This is a genomic window from Flavobacterium sp. (assembly GCF_035299005.1).
Taxonomy (GTDB): Bacteria; Bacteroidota; Bacteroidia; order Flavobacteriales; family Flavobacteriaceae; genus Flavobacterium.
The window spans coordinates 514,932-534,653 of the sequence record NZ_DATGXL010000014.1 but is presented as its reverse complement, the minus strand read 5'-3'; the positions used below and the strand labels follow the sequence as shown (position 1 = coordinate 534,653).

14 protein-coding genes are annotated in these 19,722 nt (G+C 32.3%); 3 read left to right on the top strand and 11 right to left on the bottom strand.

Annotated features, from left to right (window positions below; all coding sequences use genetic code 11):
• Window positions 1-53: 53 nt before the first annotated feature.
• The 10 genes from VK164_RS11295 to uvrC form a co-directional block, all read right to left on the bottom strand.
• Complete coding sequence (locus tag VK164_RS11295; protein ID WP_324209443.1) at window positions 54-2,822, bottom strand: TonB-dependent receptor; 2,769 nt, start codon at window positions 2,820-2,822, stop codon at window positions 54-56.
• Window positions 2,823-3,031: 209 nt separating this feature from the next.
• A complete protein-coding gene (gene pgi, locus VK164_RS11290; RefSeq protein ID WP_324209442.1) occupies window positions 3,032-4,669 on the bottom strand; it encodes a glucose-6-phosphate isomerase in 1,638 nt (545 codons plus the stop codon).
• Entirely contained in the window at window positions 4,669-5,904 is a 1,236-nt protein-coding gene (locus VK164_RS11285; RefSeq protein ID WP_324209441.1) for a M23 family metallopeptidase, read from the bottom strand. Before VK164_RS11285 ends, pgi begins: the two co-directional genes overlap by 1 nt.
• A gap of 23 nt (window positions 5,905-5,927) precedes the next feature.
• Entirely contained in the window at window positions 5,928-6,854 is a 927-nt protein-coding gene (locus tag VK164_RS11280) for a tryptophan 2,3-dioxygenase family protein (protein WP_324209440.1), read from the bottom strand.
• Entirely contained in the window at window positions 6,854-7,630 is a 777-nt protein-coding gene (locus tag VK164_RS11275; protein WP_324209439.1) for a DUF3108 domain-containing protein, read from the bottom strand. Before VK164_RS11275 ends, VK164_RS11280 begins: the two co-directional genes overlap by 1 nt.
• 289 nt (window positions 7,631-7,919) lie before the next feature.
• A complete protein-coding gene (gene hppD / locus VK164_RS11270) occupies window positions 7,920-9,080 on the bottom strand; it encodes a 4-hydroxyphenylpyruvate dioxygenase (protein ID WP_324209438.1) in 1,161 nt (386 codons plus the stop codon).
• A gap of 51 nt (window positions 9,081-9,131) precedes the next feature.
• On the bottom strand, window positions 9,132-10,292 hold the full coding sequence (locus VK164_RS11265) for a homogentisate 1,2-dioxygenase (protein WP_324209437.1): 1,161 nt from the start codon (window positions 10,290-10,292) through the stop codon (window positions 9,132-9,134).
• A gap of 198 nt (window positions 10,293-10,490) precedes the next feature.
• Window positions 10,491-11,957: an APC family permease gene (locus VK164_RS11260; protein WP_324209436.1), complete on the bottom strand. Its 1,467-nt coding sequence runs from the start codon at window positions 11,955-11,957 to the stop codon at window positions 10,491-10,493.
• Between the two features lie 98 nt (window positions 11,958-12,055).
• Window positions 12,056-14,257, bottom strand: coding sequence for a patatin-like phospholipase family protein (locus VK164_RS11255; protein ID WP_324209435.1), 2,202 nt, complete (start codon window positions 14,255-14,257; stop codon window positions 12,056-12,058).
• 5 nt (window positions 14,258-14,262) lie between these two features.
• The gene (gene uvrC, locus VK164_RS11250; RefSeq protein ID WP_324209434.1) at window positions 14,263-16,056 is read right to left on the bottom strand and encodes an excinuclease ABC subunit UvrC; all 1,794 of its coding nucleotides are present in this window, start codon (window positions 16,054-16,056) and stop codon (window positions 14,263-14,265) included.
• Between the two features lie 172 nt (window positions 16,057-16,228).
• Here uvrC and VK164_RS11245 point away from each other — a divergent pair, with 172 nt between their 5' ends.
• The 3 genes from VK164_RS11245 to VK164_RS11235 all read left to right on the top strand — a co-directional run bounded on the left by VK164_RS11245 (window position 16,229) and on the right by VK164_RS11235 (window position 19,052).
• A complete protein-coding gene (locus tag VK164_RS11245; RefSeq protein WP_324209433.1) occupies window positions 16,229-17,194 on the top strand; it encodes a succinylglutamate desuccinylase/aspartoacylase family protein in 966 nt (321 codons plus the stop codon).
• Window positions 17,195-17,257: 63 nt separating this feature from the next.
• Window positions 17,258-18,496 carry a pyridoxal-dependent decarboxylase gene (locus VK164_RS11240; protein ID WP_324209432.1) on the top strand — a complete coding sequence of 413 codons (1,239 nt, stop codon included), beginning with the start codon at window positions 17,258-17,260 and terminating at the stop codon, window positions 18,494-18,496.
• Entirely contained in the window at window positions 18,489-19,052 is a 564-nt protein-coding gene (locus tag VK164_RS11235) for a 5-formyltetrahydrofolate cyclo-ligase (RefSeq protein WP_324209431.1), read from the top strand. Before VK164_RS11240 ends, VK164_RS11235 begins: the two co-directional genes overlap by 8 nt.
• On the opposite strand, the gene VK164_RS11230 is transcribed toward VK164_RS11235, so the two are convergent.
• Window positions 19,049-19,675, bottom strand: a complete 627-nt coding sequence (locus VK164_RS11230; protein WP_324209430.1) for a lipoprotein signal peptidase — start codon at window positions 19,673-19,675, stop codon at window positions 19,049-19,051. The two genes, VK164_RS11235 and VK164_RS11230, sit on opposite strands and share 4 nt — an antisense overlap.
• Window positions 19,676-19,722: the final 47 nt, after the last annotated feature.

Here is a 19,722-nt window from a genome sequence, read left to right as displayed (position 1 = left end):
AACCTCTCACTCAAAAAATGAGCAAGAGGTTTAAATATGTTTTCTAAATTGAATTAGAAGTTATAACGAACTGTAAAGTTCCAAGTTCTTCCGAAACCGAAATAACCTTGATTTCCATCTGCAATTCCTTTATAAACTCTACCAGCAGATTGATATGTAGGACCAGAAGTTCCACTAATAAATGCATCCGTTTTAATATTTGAAGTTAACTCAGATAAATAAACCTCATCAAAAACGTTATTCATGTTAAATCTAAAGTTAACAGAATTCTGTTTGTCTTTACCTACTAACATTTTATATGAAATACCTGCATCCACTAAATCATAGCTTGGTAATTCTAAGTTATCTTTAGCCGCAACGTTTGCATATAATTTATCGTAGTTTCTCCAATCAGCATCAATTGAAAAGTTTTTAATAAACTCATATTTAGCACCTAATCCCCATGTAGTTTGAGCAGCATCTCCCACTTTTCCTCCATCTAAATCTGTCTCAGCAACTAATAAAGGATTTAAACTTTCATCATATTTTGTACTAATCGCTTTGTCAACATATTCCCAATTACCCATAGAAGCAAAACCTTTTACATCTATATTTGAAGTTGGTTTGAAAACAAAATCTAATTCTAAACCTGTATGAACCTGTTTAACACCTTGATTAGATGTAAAAATAACATCTCCCGCAAGTACTGGAGTAGTACCAATAGTTCCATTAGTAGCTTGAACCGCTGAAGTTGTAACAACTCTATCTTCCCACGTAGTCCTGTACGCATTTAAACTACCAGAAAACATTTTTGATTTGAAAGTATATCCAGCTTCTAATCCTAATACTTTTTCGTTTTCAGTTAATGGATTAACTTGATTTGTAAAGTTTAAGAAAATATTATCATGATATGGTTGACGAGAATAATAACCTCCGTTTGCATAAACTGAATGCTTTTCTGCAAAATTATAAGCAGCTCCTCCTTTTACATTATACCCTACGTTAGAAACTTTTTCTGAATCTTGGAATTCATCTTGATAGTCATAATAATCAAATCTTTGGTGTGATTGATTAGAAATAGCTCCTTGGAAGAATGCTGAAAAATTATCATTAGAATACTCTAATTGACCAAAAACTCCACCATAAGAGATAGTTTCACTATAGTCATAATCAATTTTTTGATTATCATCGGCTGCATTAAAAAAAGCATACCAAGGATTAATATTGTAAGATTGATTTACAGTATTTGAAGCAATATTTAAGGTATTTGGATTTGGAACAACGTGATTGTTATCTCTTAATGGTCTTCCTTCAAACCAGCCATTTAAACCTAAAAAATTACTTACTTGACGGTAGTGGTCTCCATTATAAGTTCTTAAATCTAAACCAAAGTTCAAATTTAAGTTATCATTTAATTCTTTTTTCAAGTTGGATACAATTCCGTACCATGCATGATTATTCATAGAAGCTCTAATTACATAATTTTTAGAACGGTATGGATCTGCTGGAATACCTGTGTTAGAACCATTTTCATTAGATCCAATGCCATCGGTATCAGCTATATTATTTGCATAAATTTGATTGTAATCTATATAAGTACTTTGATTTTGTCCTGTGTATGGGTTTAATTGAGAAATGTTTTTCTTACCACTGCCATAATTTCCAGTTCCACCTCCACGACCCCATGAAGCATATAAAACTGTAGATAATGAAGTTGTACTATTGATGTTGAAATCCCAGTTTAAATTAGCAACTGGTTTGTGGTAGAAATTTGTTCTCTCAGAAATATACTTCCCATTCAAATAACCATAATTATTATTGTATTTTCTGCCGAAACCTAAATAATCAGATATTTTTTTAGTAAAGTTTTGATCGTGAGATTGTGGCGCTCCTGTAATTAAGAAGTTGAAATTATGTCTGTCATTCGGTTTATATCCAAAAGAAATAAAATAATTTTGTCCTTCTCCTCTAGTTCCTTGGTTGTAACCATCACCTTGCCAGTGAGACATCATAATACTCATACCAAAACCTTTTGCACTCATACCTGTATTGTATGCAGCAGTAGTTTTAAAATAATCACTATTAGCTACACCCATAGAAGCGAATCCTCCTTCTTTTTTGTCTGTTGCTTTAGTAACAAAGTTAACTGTACCCCCTACAGAAGAAATAGCCAATTTAGAAGAACCTAAACCTCTTTGTACTTGGATAAAGTTTGCAATATCAGACATACCTGACCAGTTTGACCAATACATTTTACCGTCTTCCATTCCATTAATTGGTTGTCCATTTAATAAGAAAGCGGTGTTGTCTTGTTGAAATCCACGAACTGTAATTCTAGAATCTCCATAACCACCTGATTGACCTGCTACATAAACTGATGGAGTATTTACCATAGCTTGTGTTACATCAGCTGTACCAACTTTAGATTGAATTTCAACAGCTTTAATTGTAGAAACTGCAATTGGTGTTTTACGTTCTTTTGCAACGTCGATAATTCCCTTACCAACAATCACAACGTCTTCTAACTGTCCTGATTCTGGTGAAATAACGATAGATCCAACATTCGTAACATCTCCAGAAGTTGTAAATGAAACTGTTTTAGTTTCAAATCCTAAATAAGTAATTACAAGCTCTCCAGCTTTTTCCGTTGTTGTTAATACAAATTTTCCATCGAAATCTGTAGAAGTCCCCGTTGTTGTTCCTTTAATAACAACACTAGCTCCCGCTAAAGGCTGATTTAACTCTCCGTCCATTACGCCCCCCGTAATTTTTGATTGAGAAAATACTGTTATGGTTGATAAAAATAAGAAACCATAAAGTAATACATTTTTAAAAATTTTCATTTGTTGTGTTTTTAAAATATTTCTGCAAATTTCTTACAAGATTTTATTTCTAATGTTAAGTTAATGTTAACAAAGTCCTTCAATTCATTAAAAAACAACAGATTATCTTTTTAACGTTTTTTTTTGTTTTTTATCGATGATTTTATGCCTAATAAAAGAAATCCTCACTTTTTCAAGCAAGGATTATAAATATTATTAATTATTATGATTTAACTTAGATATTTTTTTAATAAAAATGAAGTTGAACTATCGTGCTCTTGTACTTTTTCATTCACAATTTCATCTAAAATTGTGTTTGCCAATTGCTTTCCAAGCTCAACGCCCCATTGATCATAACTAAAGATGTTCCAGATAACACCTTGCACAAAAATTTTGTGCTCATATAAAGCCACTAAAGCGCCTAAAGTATCAGGTGTTAGCTTGTTAATCAGCAATGTGTTAGTTGGTTTGTTTCCAGTAAAAACCTTAAATGGTAATAAAAAATCGGCTCTGTTACCAACAACTCCTTGTTTTTCAAATTCTACTTTCACTTGGTCTGGTGTTTTTCCCATCAATAAAGCTTCTGTTTGAGCAAAAAAATTAGACATCAACTTATCATGATGGTCTTTATTGCCATATAATGCTTCTTTAAAACCAATAAAATCAGTTGGAATTAACTTTGTTCCCTGATGAATTAATTGAAAAAAAGCGTGTTGGGAATTGGTTCCTGGTTCACCCCAAATAATAGTTCCTGTTTGATAATTTACTGGTTTCCCATCTCTACCAATACTTTTCCCGTTACTTTCCATTATTCCTTGTTGTAAGTAAGGCGCTAATTTTTGTAAATATTGTGTATAGGGAATTAAAGCTTCGCTTTCTGCGCCAAAAAAATTGTTATACCAAATACTCAACAAAGCTAATACAACTGGAATATTCTTATCAAATGATTCATTTTTGAAATGTTCATCCATCTGATTTGCTCCTTTTAATAAGCTATCAAAGTTATTAAACCCTACCGCTAAACTAACAGACAATCCAACGGCACTCCATAATGAAAAACGTCCTCCAACCCAATCCCACATTGGGAAAACGTTGTTAGCATCTATTCCAAATTCTGTGACTTTTTGGATATTGGTTGAAACGGCAACAAAGTGTTTTGCCACATCTTCTTGCTTAGCTGATTGCAAGAACCAACTTCTAATTGTTTCTGCATTTGATAGAGTTTCTTGTGTAGTGAATGTTTTTGAAACAATTACAAAAAGAGTAGTTTCAGGATTTATTTTTTTGATTACTTCATTAACATGATCTCCATCTACATTGGAAACAAAATGAACATTTAAATGATTTTTGTAATACTGCAACGCTTCTACAATCATCGCTGGTCCTAAATCTGAACCACCAATCCCAATATTTACAATATCTGTAAACGGTTTTCCTGAAAATCCTTTTCTTTCTCCAGAAATAACTTCTTGTGAAAAATTCTTTATCTTATTTTTAACCGAATATACCTCTGGCATTACATTTACACCATCGACAATTACACTTTTATTTTCTGGTGCTCTTAGTGCTGTATGCAACACAGCTCTGTTTTCAGTTTGATTAATTAAATCCCCTTGAAAATATTTAGAAATTGCATCTTTCAATTGTGCTTCATTTGCCAATTCAAAAAGTAAATTGAAAGTCTCTTGTGTTGCAATATTTTTTGAATAATCAACCAAAAAATCATTCCATTGAATGTGCATTTTTTCTGTTCTATTGCTGTCTTTAGCAAACAAATCTTTCATTTGTACATTTTTCATTGTATCAAAGTGAGATTGAATTTTTTGCCAAGTTGCAGTTTGCGAAGGATTTATGTTTTTAAGTGCCATTATTCTTTAAATTTTATTGCTGTTATACTATCCAATTCCCTTTTAAGAGGTTCAATATATTTTAGATATTTTTGTTTATCTGATTTACCCATTGGTTCTGTATTCGGTAATTTTAATCGTAATGGATCAACTTGCACTCCATTTTTCCAAAAACGATAACATACGTGTGGCCCTGTCGCCAAACCTGTACTTCCTACTTTTCCAATTGTTTGTCCTTGTGAAACACTTTGTCCGTTACGAACTAAAATCTTAGACATGTGTAAATATTGTGTGGAATAGGTAGAACTATGTCTAACTTTTACAAAATTTCCATTTCCGGCAGTATATCCAGTTCGTTCGACCACACCTGATGCGGTTGTTTTAATTGGAGTTCCATGAGGTGCCGCATAATCAGTTCCGTTGTGTGCCTTGAATCGCATTTGCACAGGATGAAAACGTCTACCAGAAAAACGTGAAGATATTCTGAAATAATCTAATGGTGCTTTTAAAAACATACTCTTTAAGCCTTTCCCGTTTTCATCATAATAATCTTCTTTTTTCTGATTTTCATTTAGTTTATAAGGGAATGCGAAAATTTTTTTACCTTTATGTTCAAAGTAGGAAGCTTCAATGCTTTCAACTCCTACATAAATGGTGTCATCTATATATCTTTCATTAATAGTAACAGCGAATTTGTCCCCTTTTTGAATTTTAAAGAAATCGATGGTATATGCATAGATGTTTGCTAATTTTGGAGCTAATGCTGGGCTAACACCTGCATTACTTAACGTTTCTGAAAGCGAACCATTAATCTCTGCGGCAACTACCCGACGCTTAACAACTGTTGGTTTTTGTTTATTAGACACTACTAAAGAATCTCTAAAATCAACTACAGTATAATTGATTCTATCTTCTATATAAACCAATGCTTGTAAGGTGTTTGGTTTTTTCTTGTCTAAAAACAGAATGTAAGGTTTTCCTGCTTTAATTCTTCTTACATTAAAAGAATCTTTAACTTTTTCAGTAACCTCATGTATTTTAAGGCTATCTTTTAACGGAAACTTTTCTAAAAGCGCACTAAAAGTATCACCTGAGCGAATCGTATCTTGAACTACTTTATAGTCATTAAATGTAAACCCATACTCTTTGATTATAGGTTCTTTTTTAACAATTTGTTTTTTATTTTCTTTTTTGTCATTTGAATTACATGCTGTAAAAAAAGTAACAAAAAAAAGGGCTAAAATTAAATATCTCAATGTTGTTGTTTTTGCAAATGTTGTTATTCTCCCCAATTATCTAATTCTTCTTTTGTCCATAATTCTGGGAAGAAAATACGTTTTTGATATTTTGGTAACATGTATTTTTTCCAATCACTTCCTCCTGTAGCTTCATGATTTCCAGGTACACTTTCTATGTATTTTTTTGCTGCATTAAAATGACCCATAACCCATGTAATATTTACAGTTACATCATAGTGACGCATTGCTGCAACCAACTCAGGGTTTTTTTGATCTGCTTCTGGAAGCTGTTTAAATTTTCGCCACAAATTAATTGTGTTGTATTCTTCCATATATTCTAAGAAAGTCTTTTTGTATTTTCTTTCAAACTCTAAGATAAGATAGGACTTTTCTCCTGTTTGATAATCTTTACCAGCTGCTTGCCAATACAAGTGTTCAAAAGCATGCTCGTATGGTGTATTTCTGTCAATAGTTGCTCTAAAACGATTATCAATTAAGTTTATCAAATCTGTTGATGAAAATTCAATTAAACGATATTGAGCTGACTGAAATCCGCTAGCAGGTGTTAAAGTATTTCTGAATTTCAAATATTGTTCTGGCTCCATTCCATCTTTCATGATATCAAAAGATGTGGTTAACATGTCAAAATAACGACTAATTCTTCCTAATTTTTCTGTAAAATAAGCTGTTGTAGGTTGTTCTGTATGACAAAGTTGGTTCATTTCCCAAAGAATCATTTTAAACAATAGTTCATTCACTTGATGATACATTACAAAAACCATTTCGTCTGGCAAAGTGGTTCGTTGAATTTGTAAATTCAACAAGGCATCGGTTTGAATATAATCCCAATATGTAATTGGTTTTGCCCAAAGTAAGCCTTCTAAATGTGTTGATGTGTTTTGGTTGATTGCCACAAACTTATCATTCAACTGATCTAATTGTTCATGAATTTTTGGAGTGATTTCCATTATTTGCTAACTTTAATTTTAAATGAATGCTTCAAGCCTTTAAACGCGTCCAGATCTGCTTTTAAAGAACCTACGGCTAAACTTGCTTTTAATCGAATTGGTATTTTATTATCGTCATCTGATATCCAAACAGTTAAGCTTTCTTCTTCTTTAAAAACTCTCCCTGCTTGAACATAAGGTCTAAACATCATACAAGAAACTTTTCCAAATTTAGTGCTTATATCTTCTCTACCTAAAAATTTTAACTTAAACTTTGTAGTTTCTTCATCAAAAAACATATCAATAGCAATTGATTCACCTACCTTAAGCTTATCAATTTTTGGATGATTTCTTAAATAGTAAAAAGAAGAAACAATATCTTGAACTTCCTCAGGAACACTAAATGTTTTTTCGGTTTTCTTTTTATAATCTTTAACCAAAACTGTGTTTTTTGTTTGATTAAAAAACCCTTCTTGGTTTTTTGTATAGCCGCCTTCGTCAATTTTTCTAACAAATTGATATGGTTTCCCGGTTTCTTTATCAAAATAACTTTCGTAATTGTCATCTACTTTGAAGAAAAACTTACTCATTCCAACCGTCCAACCTTTTCCGATAACATGATGAACTTTTTTATTGTTTTTTACGGCATCTTTAATTTCTAAAGTAGCATAACCCGCATTTACAAATCCATAATGAATTCTAAGCTTAAACCATTCGCCAGTTGTGTATGCATTTTCTCTTTGAACAAATGAATTTGTAAAGATAAAAAGAACAAGAAGTAAGATAATTTTTTTCATATTTTATTCATTTTTAAAATGAAAATGCAATTTCTGTTCCAAAAATAGTAAAACAAAAAAACCCAGTCAAAAATATGACTGAGTTTTTATGCTATTAACCAACCAAAAAACTATAAATTATGAAAATTTACTACAAAAGTCAGAGCAAACTACCTCTCTGTTTTTGCGAGTGCAAATGTAGAAAGGTTTTTGAGTTATTCTCAATAAAAAATAAACTTTAACATATTTTTATCAAAAATCACATTGCTACAACGTTGTATTTTAAAGATTGTTTAATAAAACCGTGTTTTTATAGCGTTCCCCTCAAAGCTTGTTCTCTTTCAATTGATTCAAAAAGTGCTTTAAAGTTACCTGCTCCAAAGCCTTTTGCACCCATTCTTTGAATAATTTCAAAGAAAAGAGTTGGCCTATCTTCTACAGGCTTAGTAAATATTTGCAATAAATAACCGTCCTCGTCAGCATCAACTAAAATAGATAACTCTTGTAATTTTTTGATGTCTTCTTTCATCATATCTCTATGAACTCCCAAGCGATTCGGAATTTCATCATAATAAGCTTGTGGCGGTGGTGGCAAAAATTCAACCCCACGCGCTTTTAATCCAGACACAGTTTTGATAATATCATCAGTAGCTACGGCTAAATGTTGGCAACCAGGTCCTTCATAAAAATCTAAATATTCTTCAATTTGCGATTTTTTATTTCCTTTTGCAGGTTCATTAATTGGGAATTTAATTCTTCCATTGCCATTACTCATTACTTTACTCATCAAAGCTGAGTACTCTGTATGGATTTGCGTATCATCAAACGAAAGGAAATTTTCAAATCCCATTACGTCTTCATACCATTTAACCCACTGATTCATTTCTCCCCAACCTACATTTCCTACCATATGATCTACATACTTAAGCCCAAGTGGTTCAGGATTGTATTCCGATTTCCATTCTACGAAACCAGGTAAAAATACTCCATTATAGTTTTTACGTTCTACAAAAATGTGAACTGTTTCACCATAAGTATAAATCCCCGAACGAACAACTTCTCCATGCTCGTCTTTTTCAATTGTTGGCTCCATAAACGAAATAGCTCCACGTTTCGTTGTTTCTTCCCAAGCTGATTTTGCATCTTCAACCCAAAGAGCAATAACTTTTACTCCATCTCCATGCTTTGCAAGGTGTTCATTGATGGATGAACTACTGTTTAATGGTGTTGTTAAAACCAAACGAATTTTGTCTTGTTTCAAAACATAACTTACAGAATCTTTTGAACCAGTTTCTAAACCTCTATATGCATGCGACTGGAAACCAAATGCTGTTTTATAATAATGTGCTGATTGTTTTGCGTTTCCAACATAAAACTCAACATAATCAGTTCCTAAAAGCGGAAGAAAGTCTTGCGCTCCTTCAAATATTTTTTCTAATCCGTACTCTACAGATTTTACTTCTTTTGCCATATTCTAATATATTTTATTGGGTAAAAATTACCGAATTTGTGTTTAAATTAATTATTCGTCTAACCAAGATTTAAAGTAATCATCGTCAGAAATTGCCATTGCGTCTTCTGTTACCATTAAAGGTTTGAATGTATCAACCATTACTGCTAATTCTAATGTTTCTTTCTTACCTATACTTCTTTCTGCTGCTCCAGGGTGCGGTCCATGAGGAATACCTGCTGGATGAAGAGAAATATTTCCGGCTTTAATATCATTTCTACTCATGAAATCACCGTCAACATAGTACAACACTTCATCCGCATCTATATTACTATGGTTGTATGGTGCTGGAATAGCTAAAGGATGGTAATCATATAACCTTGGTACAAATGAACAAATTACAAAAGCGCTGGTTTCAAAAGTTTGATGAATTGGTGGAGGTAAATGAATTCTACCTGTAATCGGCTCAAAATCATGAATTGAAAAGGCATATGGATAATTAAATCCGTCATATCCAATTACATCAAATGGGTGTGAAGCATAAACGAGTTCGAAAATTTCATCTTTCTTTTTAACTTTGATTACAAAATCTCCTTTTTCATTATAGGTTTCTAATTCTTGAGGACGACGAATATCTCTTTCGCAAAATGGCGAATGCTCTAAAAGTTGTCCGAACCAATTTCTATATTGTTTTGGTGTATAAACTGGCGAATGCGATTCTACAATAAACAAACGATTATCTTCGGTATCAAAATCAATTTTGTAAATCATTCCTCGTGGAACGACTAAATAATCCCCGTACTGAAAATCTAAATTCCCAAGCATTGTTCTTAGTTTCCCTGTTCCTTTATGAATAAAAATTACTTCGTCTGAATCTGTATTTTTATAAAAATAATCGGTTGTAGATTTTCTAGGTGCTGCTAAAACAATATGGCAATCAGAATTAGTTAAAACTATTTTTCTGCTTTCTAAATAATCATCTTGCGGCGCTACATCAAATCCACGTAATTTATACGATTGGATGTTATTTGATTTTGCAATTTTTGGCGCAACGCTATATTGTTTTCTAATTTCTTTAACCTGAGTTGGTCTATGTTCATGATACGAATTGGTTGACATTCCGTCAAAACCTACCGTTCCGAACAACTGCTCATAATACAAATCACCATTTGGTTTACGAAATTGTATATGACGTTTACGAGGAATCTCTCCTAATTTATGATATATTGGCATTGTGTTTTTTGTTTAAATGTTAAAATAAAAAATAAAAGCATTAGCTAAAACTTTACTCATTAATCAAAAAAAGCACCGCTCACTCAGGATTTCTCTTGATGAGGAATTTAAGATGCGACAATAAACCTATCCAAAATGGTTTCATACAATACAAATATCGTAAAAAAATGAAAAAAGCCACTAAAAAGTGGCTTAATTTTATTGTTGATTTTCCTTGCCTAATTTGGCATTTCGTTTTCCATAAAGAAAATACACTATTATTCCTATAGCTAACCATCCTAAAGAAAGCATCTGAGCTTCTTTACTTAAGTTAATCATCAAATATGTATTAATAAGTATTCCGCAAACGGCAATTACAGGTAAAGCTGGCACTTTAAATGTTCTTTCTATATTTGGTTGTTTAACTCTTAATATCCATACTGCTACGCAAACCATAGTGAACGCAAATAATGTCCCAAAACTTGTCATATCTGCCAATTTATTAATTGGAGTAAATGCCGCAACAATAGCAATTACACCTCCTAATATCATTAAATTTGTCTTTGGTGTTCCTGAAATTGGATTAATTCTTGAAAATACCTGAGGAATAAGTCCGTCTTTAGACATTCCTAAGAAAATTCTAGATTGTCCCATAATCATAACCATTAATACAGAAATTAATCCAACTGTAGCAGCAATGGTAATAATATATCCTGCCCATGCTTGACCAGCAATATCAAAGGCATAAGCAACTGGTGCTTTTATTGCATCTGGATATTGTCCTAGTGGATCAAAATCTTTATAATTCATCATTCCTGTTAACACAAGTGAAACAAGAATATATAAAAGCGTACAAATTAACAAAGACGCAATAATTGCAAAAGGAACGTCTTTTTTAGGGTTTTTGGCTTCACCTGCTTGTGTTGATACAGCATCAAATCCTACATATGCAAAAAAGATAGCCGCAGCTCCAGAAACAATTCCAGCAATACCATATGCTTCATGTGTAGTCTCTTTGTCTACTATTTGTGTAGCCTCAGGAATAAATGGCGTCCAATTCTCAATGTTAATAAAGAAAGCCCCTGCAATAATTACAAATATGATAGCTGAAACTTTAAGAATAACTATCAAATTATTCGCTTTAGCTGCACTTTGGGTCCCTTTTATCAATATAGAAATCACAAATAAAACTATTAAGAAAGCTGGTAAGTTCATGGAAAACCCTTCTCCGGTGTAACTAGCTGGATCTGAAGTTAGCCACTCCGGGAGTTTTATACCAAACATTTTGAGTAGTTTATTAAAATACCCCGACCAGGATACCGCAACGGTCATTGACCCCATGGCATATTCTAATATTAACCCCCAACCTATTATCCATGCAAAAATTTCACCAATAGTTCCGTAAGCATAAGCATAAGCTGAACCTTCAACAGGTAAAATTGATGCAAACTCCGAATAACATAGAGCTGCAAAAACACATGCTATACCGGCAATGATAAAAGAAATTGCCAAAGCAGGGCCAGCATGATAATAAGCACCTGTTCCTGTTAAAACAAAAATTCCTCCTCCAATAATAGCTCCTACACCAATTGCAGTCAAACTCCATTTTCCGAGAACTTTCTTCAATTCACTTTTTTTCATATCAGCTTCAAAAGCAGAAACTGGTTTAACTCTCCAAATAGACATAAATAATTATTTAAAATTTGAGTTCCAAAAATAAACTTTTTTGAAAACAATACGACAGAAAATTACATTTAATGTAATTTTTTTATGATTTTTTGATTTTAAAACCAAAAACCAACCGAAAACCAAGTGAAGTGATCTCCGGTTTCAGGCGACCAAGAATGTTTTATTTCTAAAGGTCCAATGATAGATTCCATTCCATAACCTATTCCATAACCGGTATATTGTGGTTTTACCAACCAACCTTCCGCATGTTCAAAAATTCTATTGCCTACATTGGCAAAATTTGCAGAAAAGTTTACATGATGCTTTTTATAAAATTCATAATCTGTAGTTATGGCTCCTTTTATATAACTATCTCCTGCTAAACTCAAAAAATCATACCCAAGAAATGGTTTAATATTATTAACAGAAACAAAACCATAACCACCTAAAACAAAATCAAAAAATGAAATAGTTCGTTCTCCAATGGCAAATCCACCTTCAGTTTGCAATTTAATTGTGGCTCTTTTAATAGGCTGGAATACAATTCCCATATCTGCTTTTGCTATAGAAAACCGTTCAAATTCGTTGGTATAATCTGATGAATATAAAAACGTTTTTAAATCCCCAGAAAAATACCACCCTTTCTTTGGAAAATATTTTTGATTAAATGTATCGTACTTTAAATAGCCAAAAGCTGATAAATAATTACTTTTATCAAAAATGGGTTTAGTGTTTTGAAGTGTCTCTGATTCAATATTTAAATATTTAAACTCTAATCCTGCGCCAAAAGAAAATTTTTGAGCAAAAATAGTTTGTACATAGGCCTGATTAGTTAAGTCGGTAAAATCAATATTCACTGAATTTATTCCTAAATCGGTAAAAATTACTCCATTTTCAAAATCGGTAGCAATGTTTCTGTTGAAAGAATTAAATCTTGAATTAAATCCAAAACTCCAGTAAAATCCATTATCAATATAATAATCAAAATTATATCTGAAATTATCGCCCAAAATAACATCTAACGAAGCAACATCGTTTTTTGCAATCATTTTTTTGTGCGTATAGTTTACCAAGACACCGCTTTTGTATAAATCATCATAATGAAGTCCAAATTTTAAAAATGTATTGTTCTTGTTCTCTTTAAGATTTAATGTTAATCTTTCCCCATTTTGTGTTTTTTCAAAGGAATAACTTATAGCGCTAAAATTTTGTGTTGCATTTAAATTTGAAATTCCTTTTTCTATCTGCGTTACTGGAATTTTTGTGTTCTTTTTAATTTTTAACTTCCCAACTATGTATGCTCTCGTAAAGTTTTCTAATTTATTAAATGTAACATCTCTAATAAGTATAGAATCGTTTTGGACCACTTTATATAAGGATTTTTCGTCTACGTTTCTCAAAGGCAACAATTCTTTGATATATTCTTTGGCTTTTTCATTTCCTCTTTTTATAATTTCTTGCCCTTTGTCAAAAGAAACAACTGAATAGCCTTTAATATCTGGTTGAATATATATATTGGTTAAACTTCTTTTTCCTTCCATTTTTTCAATCATCGAAAAATTATTAATTTGAGACAAAACAGCAGTTACATCCTTTAATTGTTCTCTGTTTTTTAAGCCATCTTGTACATCAATTCCAATAATAAAATCAATACCTCTATTTTTTAATTCTTCGACAGGATAATTATTAACTACACCACCATCTATTAGTAGTCTTCCATTAATTTCAACAGGATTATACAAAGTCGGCAAAGCACCACTTGCAATTATTGCTTGAGCCAAAATACCTTCCTCTAAAACAATTTGCTCGCCAGTTTCAACATCAGTAGCAATACAAAGAAAAGGAATAGGCAATTTATCAAAATCTCTAACATCACTTACATGCTGTGTTAATCTTGACATTAAATTGAAATTATATAACCCTTTTGAAAGTCCAGAAGGTAATCCTAATTTAAAATTATTGAAAGGAAGTGTTAAGGCATAAATCTCGTCATTTCGTTTTTCATAAAATGATTTTGATTCGCGCGGTGTATAGTCTTGAAGCAAAGCATCTACATCTATTTTAGAAAAAATAGAATCCAATTGATTTCCTGTATATCCCGAAGCATATAATCCGCCAACAACTGCTCCCATACTGGTTCCTGCAATATAATCTACTTTTATGCCAAGCGAATCTATTACTTTTAAAACACCTATATGAGCTAATCCTTTAGCGCCTCCACCGCTTAAAACAAGACCAACCTTTGGTCGTGCATTTTCTTGTCCTAAGCTGATTTGGGTTAAAAATAGTAGGCTTACAAACAAGAAGATTTTTTTCATGTGAATTATTTATTATTCTTGTAAAAGTCGGAAATTTTTTTGGCTTTTGAAACACCAACCACTTCAGAAATTGCTTTTTCGTCGGCATTTTGTAATCTTTTAACACTTTTGAAATGTTTCATTAAAGTAATCATAGTTTTTTCACCAATTCCTGGAATACTTTCCAAACTATTGGTTAAAGCCGATTTACTTCGCTTGTCGCGATGATGCGTTATTCCAAATCGGTGTGCTTCGTTTCTTAAAAACTGAATTACTTTCAAAGTTTCCGATTTTTTATCCAAATACAAAGGTGCTGAATCGCCTGGATAAAATAATTCTTCCAAACGTTTTGCAATACCGATAATCGCAATTTTGCCTCGTAAACCTAAATCATCTATGCTTTTTAATGCTGATGACAATTGCCCTTTTCCACCATCAATAATAATCAATTGTGGCAAAGGTTGATTTTCATCAAGCATACGCTTATATCTTCTATAAACGACTTCTTCCATCGAAGCGAAATCATTTGGACCTTCAACCGTTTTGATGTTAAAATGACGGTAATCTTTCTTACTTGGTTTTCCATCTTTAAACACTACACAAGCCGAAACGGGATTCGTTCCTTGAATGTTCGAATTATCAAAACACTCAATATGTCGTGGCTCAACCGATAAACGCAAATCTTTCTGCATTTGTGCCATGATGCGATTTGTGTGTCGCTCTGGGTCAACAATTTGAATTTGTTTTAATTGGTCTAATCTATAATATTTAGCATTGCGTTCTGATAATTCTAAAATTTGTTTTTTATCGCCTAATTGTGGCACGGTAACTTTGATATTTTCACCCAAATCAATTGTAAATGGAACCACTATTTCTCGCGCATTTAAATGAAAACGTTCGCGCAGTTCCACTACGGCCAATTCTAACAATTCTTCGTTAGTTTCGTCTAATTTTTTCTTTAATTCTAATGTATGTGAACGTACAATTGCTCCATGCGAAATTTGTAAAAAGTTCACATACGCCATGGTTTCATCGGAAATAATGGAAAACACGTCTAAATTGGTGATTTTCGGATTCAAAACCGTAGAACGCGATTGGTAATTTTCTAAAACCTCGATTTTTTCTTTGATTTTTTGTGCTTCTTCAAACTTCATTTCCATTGCCAAATCAGTCATTAATTTCTTGAAATCTTTCAAACTTTCTTTGAAATTTCCTTTTAAAATTTGACGGATTTTTTCAATCTGACTTTGATAATGCTCCAATGATTCATAACCTTCACAAGGTCCTTTGCAATTTCCAATATGATATTCCAAACAGACTTTAAACTTTCCCGAATCGATATTTGCTTTTGACAAATCAAAATTACAAGTTCGAAGTGGATACAATTCTTTGATCAAATCCAAAATCGTGTGAACCGTTTTAAAACTGGTATATGGACCAAAATATTCTGAACCATCTTTAATCATTTTTCGAGTGGAAAATATTCTGGGAAAACGTTCATTTTTGATACAAATCCACGGATACGTTTTATCATCGCGAAGCAATACATTATACCGCGGTTGCAACTTTTTAATCAGGTTGTTTTCCAATAATAACGCATCGGTTTCCGTTGGTACAACAATATGTTTTATTGCAACAATTTTCTTGACTAAAACCGATGTTTTATAATTATCGTGATTTTTTGTAAAATACGATTGAACGCGCTTTTTTAAGTTTTTGGCCTTTCCAACATATAGAATTTTTCCATCCTTATCATAATACTGATACACACCCGGATTATCAGGCAAGGTTTGGATTTGAAGTTCTAATGGTGTTTGCATTTTCTTGAAAGATGATAGAACAAAGATAAGAGATTTGTTTTTGAATTCTTGAAGTTTTTAACCACAAAGGCACGAAGAAGCCACTAGGAGCACAAAGATTTTTTCAATTTCTTAAATCTGTGTTCCCTAAATGACAATTGTTTTTGTATTTTTAACACTTTAGATTTTAAAAATGACAGCCTCAAAACCACTTGTAATCCTTAAAGAAACTATTTTAGCAGGCGAAAGCAAAACCATTAACATGGAAATTGCCAAGTTGCACACCATGAACAAATTGAAAATTCCAATAATTGTGGAGCGTTCAAAAATTGATGGCCCAACGGTTTTATTCACCGCTTGTTTACACGGCGACGAAATCAACGGAACCGAAATTGTGCGTCAGTTAATCATTCAAAAAATAAATAAGCCAAAACGTGGTACGATAATTTGTATTCCCATTATTAATATTTTCGGCTTTGTAAATCAAACACGAGAATTTCCTGATGGTCGCGATTTGAATCGTGTGTTTCCTGGTAGCAAAACTGGTTCATTAGCAAGTCGTTTTGCGTATTATATTTTGAAAGATATTATTCCACACGTGGATTATGCAATTGATTTTCATGCAGGTGGAGCAAGTCGATTTAATGCGCCACAAATAAGAATTGTGCCAGAAAACTCAGAATTAAAAGAACTTTCTGATGTTTTCAATGCGCCTTTTACACTATACTCGAAAAACATCTCTGGTTCATTTCGAAATTCATGCGATAAATTAAATGTAAAAATGCTGCTTTTTGAAGGCGGAAAATCATTGGATTTAAATGATACCGTAACACTAGAAGCTATAGAAGGAACCAAACGCTTTTTAGATCATTTAGAAATGCTAAATCCGAGAAAAAAAGCAACAAAAAAAGATAACAAAACCATCTACATTGAAAAATCTAGTTGGATTAGAGCTAAATATTCAGGCATGTTTCATGGTTTAACTACGATTGGTAGTTTTGTAAACAAAGGCGAATTATTGGCTACTATTTCTGACCCTTATGGAAAAGTGGAGCACAAAGTAAAAGCACCTCATGAAGGCTACATTATCAACGTGAATGATGCACCAATTATTTACCAAGGCGATGCTATTTTTCATATTTCTACTCATTTGGCATAAAAACCTAACAATTGTCATATTTTATTGATTTAGCTCGACGTACTTTCGCTAAAATTTTTAGGTATGCAATTTTGGAAAAAACTTACGCAAGAAGAACGAAAACAGAAAATACAATCGGCTCTAAAAGGAAATGTCAACTTTTCTAAGGACGCATCATTAGGTTATCCAGCATCAAAATTAGACGGGCGCGTTTTTTATGACGATGCCCCATTTTTAAAAGATGCACCTACACTTCAAACCTATGTTGCTAACCCAAATAATATTGGATGTCACACTTTTGGCACTTCCGAAAAAGCTTTTTTTGGCACTCAAGAAATTGAGCGCGAAGTATTAAATGTTATTGCAGTTGATATTTTTAAAGCCAAAGAAAACGAATTTGATGGTTATATTGCACCTGGTGGAACTGAAGCAAATATTCAAGCGATTTGGGTTTTTAGAAATGAATTTATGCATAATTTTAATGCGAAATTAGACGAAATTGCCATTTTAGCATCAGAAGACACACATTATTCGATTCCAAAAGCTTCCAACTTATTACAAATCGATTGGTTGAAAATTCCAGTTGGCTTTGAAAATCGTGAAATTGATGTGAATGCTTTGGATAATATCATTTCAGAAGCTAAAAATAAAGGTAAAAAATACTTCATCGCTGTTTCCAATATGGGAACAACCATGTTTGGTTCAGTTGATAATCCTGATGATTATATTTCGGTATTAGAGCAACACAATGTTACTTATCGTTTACATATCGATGGTGCTTATGGTGGATTTGTATATCCGTTTAGCAATCAAAAATCTTTCATAAATTTTAGTAATCCAAAAATCAGCTCCATTACAATTGATGCTCATAAAATGTTACAAGCACCTTATGGAACTGGAATTTTTGTTTGTCGAAAAGGTTTAATCGAAAACGTATTAACCAAAGAAGCAGAATATGTAGAAGGAATGGATTTAACCCTTTGTGGAAGTCGTTCTGGAGCGAATGCAGTTGCAGTTTGGATGATTTTATTCACATATGGTGCATATGGTTGGTTTGAAAAAGTAAGTGTTCTACAAATGCGTACGCAATTTTTATGTAATGAATTAGACCATTTAAACATCAAATATTTCCGTGAACCGTTTATGAATATCGTAACAATTCATGCTAAATCAATTCCAGACGCAATTGCTGAAAAATATGATTTGGTACCACAACAACACAATAAAAATAACAAATGGTACAAAATTGTGTTAATGGATCACGTAGAAGTAGAACATTTGACTAAATTTATAGACGAATTGAAAGCGTCTGTAAATGGATAAAAAAGAGGCAAGAAAAAAGAGCAAAGAAGCAAGAAAGCAGCTTTCTCAAGAAGAAATCGAAGACAAAAGTTTGGCGATTGCGAACCAATTGTTGCGAATGAACATTTGGGACAAATTGTATTATCATCTGTTTTTAACAATTGAAGAGCAAAAAGAAATCAATACCGAATATATTCTTCAAATTTTAGCGGGAAAAGATAAAGAAATCGTCATTTCAAAGTGTGAATTTACCACTTTAGGAATGACGCATTTTTTATTGACGGATAATACTAAAATCAAGAAAAACAATTACAACGTTCCTGAACCTATTGATGGTTTAGAAGTTCCTGATGTGAAAATTGATGTGGTTTTTGTGCCGCTTTTAACCTACGACAAGCAAGGAAATCGCGTGGGTTACGGAAAAGGTTTTTACGACAACTTCCTAAGCAAATGCAAACCTGAAACGATTAAAATTGGATTATCTTTCTTTCCTCCAGAGGAAAAAATTGAAGATGTTTCAGAAAGTGATGTGAAATTAGATTTTTGTGTAACGCCTGAAGATATTTTAAAATTTTAATTTTTCTCAACTGTCACTTCTTCTTTATCCACGTGAGCAAATGCTCTTTTGTTGAATACGATTAAAATTCCCACTCCTGTTGAAATAGCTACATCGGCTACGTTAAAAATTGCGTTAAAAAAAGTAAAATGTTTTCCACCTACACCTGGTAACCAAGAAGGTAAATTACCTTCCCATATAGGAAAATAAAACATATCTACAACTTCTCCATGAAACCATGTTCCATAGGGATCGTTAGAAAAAGCTGTTGCTACTTGATGGTAACTATCGTTAAAAACCACGCCATAAAAAACAGAATCTATAATGTTTCCTAGTGCTCCTGTGAAAATTAACGCAATCGCAACAATTAAAAAATTAGAACTTTTTTTCTTTACCGCATCACACAACCACCAAGCAATTCCTCCAACAGCAATAATTCTAAAAAGAGTTAGTACTAGCTTTCCATATTCTCCTGGAATTTCTGCTCCCCAAGCCATACCTTCGTTTTCAATAAAGTGAATACGAAACCATTCAAAAACTTTTACTTCTTCGTTAATAAAGAAATGTGTTTTGATATATATTTTTGAAATTTGATCAATTAGTAAAATACTAATGATTAATAAATAAGCTTTCTTTAAAGACATTTGCAATTATTTTTGGCAAAAATAGTGGTTTTTATGAAATAAAAAAC

Excerpts from the sequence above, each read along its gene's own strand:
- VK164_RS11295 (WP_324209443.1), bottom strand. The coding sequence starts at position 2,822 with ATGAAAATTTTTAAAAATGTATTACTTTATGGTTTCTTATTTTTATCA.
- pgi (WP_324209442.1), bottom strand. The coding sequence starts at position 4,669 with ATGGCACTTAAAAACATAAATCCTTCGCAAACTGCAACTTGGCAAAAA.
- VK164_RS11280 (WP_324209440.1), bottom strand. The coding sequence starts at position 6,854 with ATGGAAATCACTCCAAAAATTCATGAACAATTAGATCAGTTGAATGAT.
- VK164_RS11275 (WP_324209439.1), bottom strand. The coding sequence starts at position 7,630 with ATGAAAAAAATTATCTTACTTCTTGTTCTTTTTATCTTTACAAATTCA.
- hppD (WP_324209438.1), bottom strand. The coding sequence starts at position 9,080 with ATGGCAAAAGAAGTAAAATCTGTAGAGTACGGATTAGAAAAAATATTT.
- VK164_RS11265 (WP_324209437.1), bottom strand. The coding sequence starts at position 10,292 with ATGCCAATATATCATAAATTAGGAGAGATTCCTCGTAAACGTCATATA.
- VK164_RS11260 (WP_324209436.1), bottom strand. The coding sequence starts at position 11,957 with ATGTCTATTTGGAGAGTTAAACCAGTTTCTGCTTTTGAAGCTGATATG.
- VK164_RS11255 (WP_324209435.1), bottom strand. The coding sequence starts at position 14,257 with ATGAAAAAAATCTTCTTGTTTGTAAGCCTACTATTTTTAACCCAAATC.
- uvrC (WP_324209434.1), bottom strand. The coding sequence starts at position 16,056 with ATGCAAACACCATTAGAACTTCAAATCCAAACCTTGCCTGATAATCCG.
- VK164_RS11245 (WP_324209433.1), top strand. The coding sequence starts at position 16,229 with ATGACAGCCTCAAAACCACTTGTAATCCTTAAAGAAACTATTTTAGCA.
- VK164_RS11240 (WP_324209432.1), top strand. The coding sequence starts at position 17,258 with ATGCAATTTTGGAAAAAACTTACGCAAGAAGAACGAAAACAGAAAATA.
- VK164_RS11235 (WP_324209431.1), top strand. The coding sequence starts at position 18,489 with ATGGATAAAAAAGAGGCAAGAAAAAAGAGCAAAGAAGCAAGAAAGCAG.
- VK164_RS11230 (WP_324209430.1), bottom strand. The coding sequence starts at position 19,675 with ATGTCTTTAAAGAAAGCTTATTTATTAATCATTAGTATTTTACTAATT.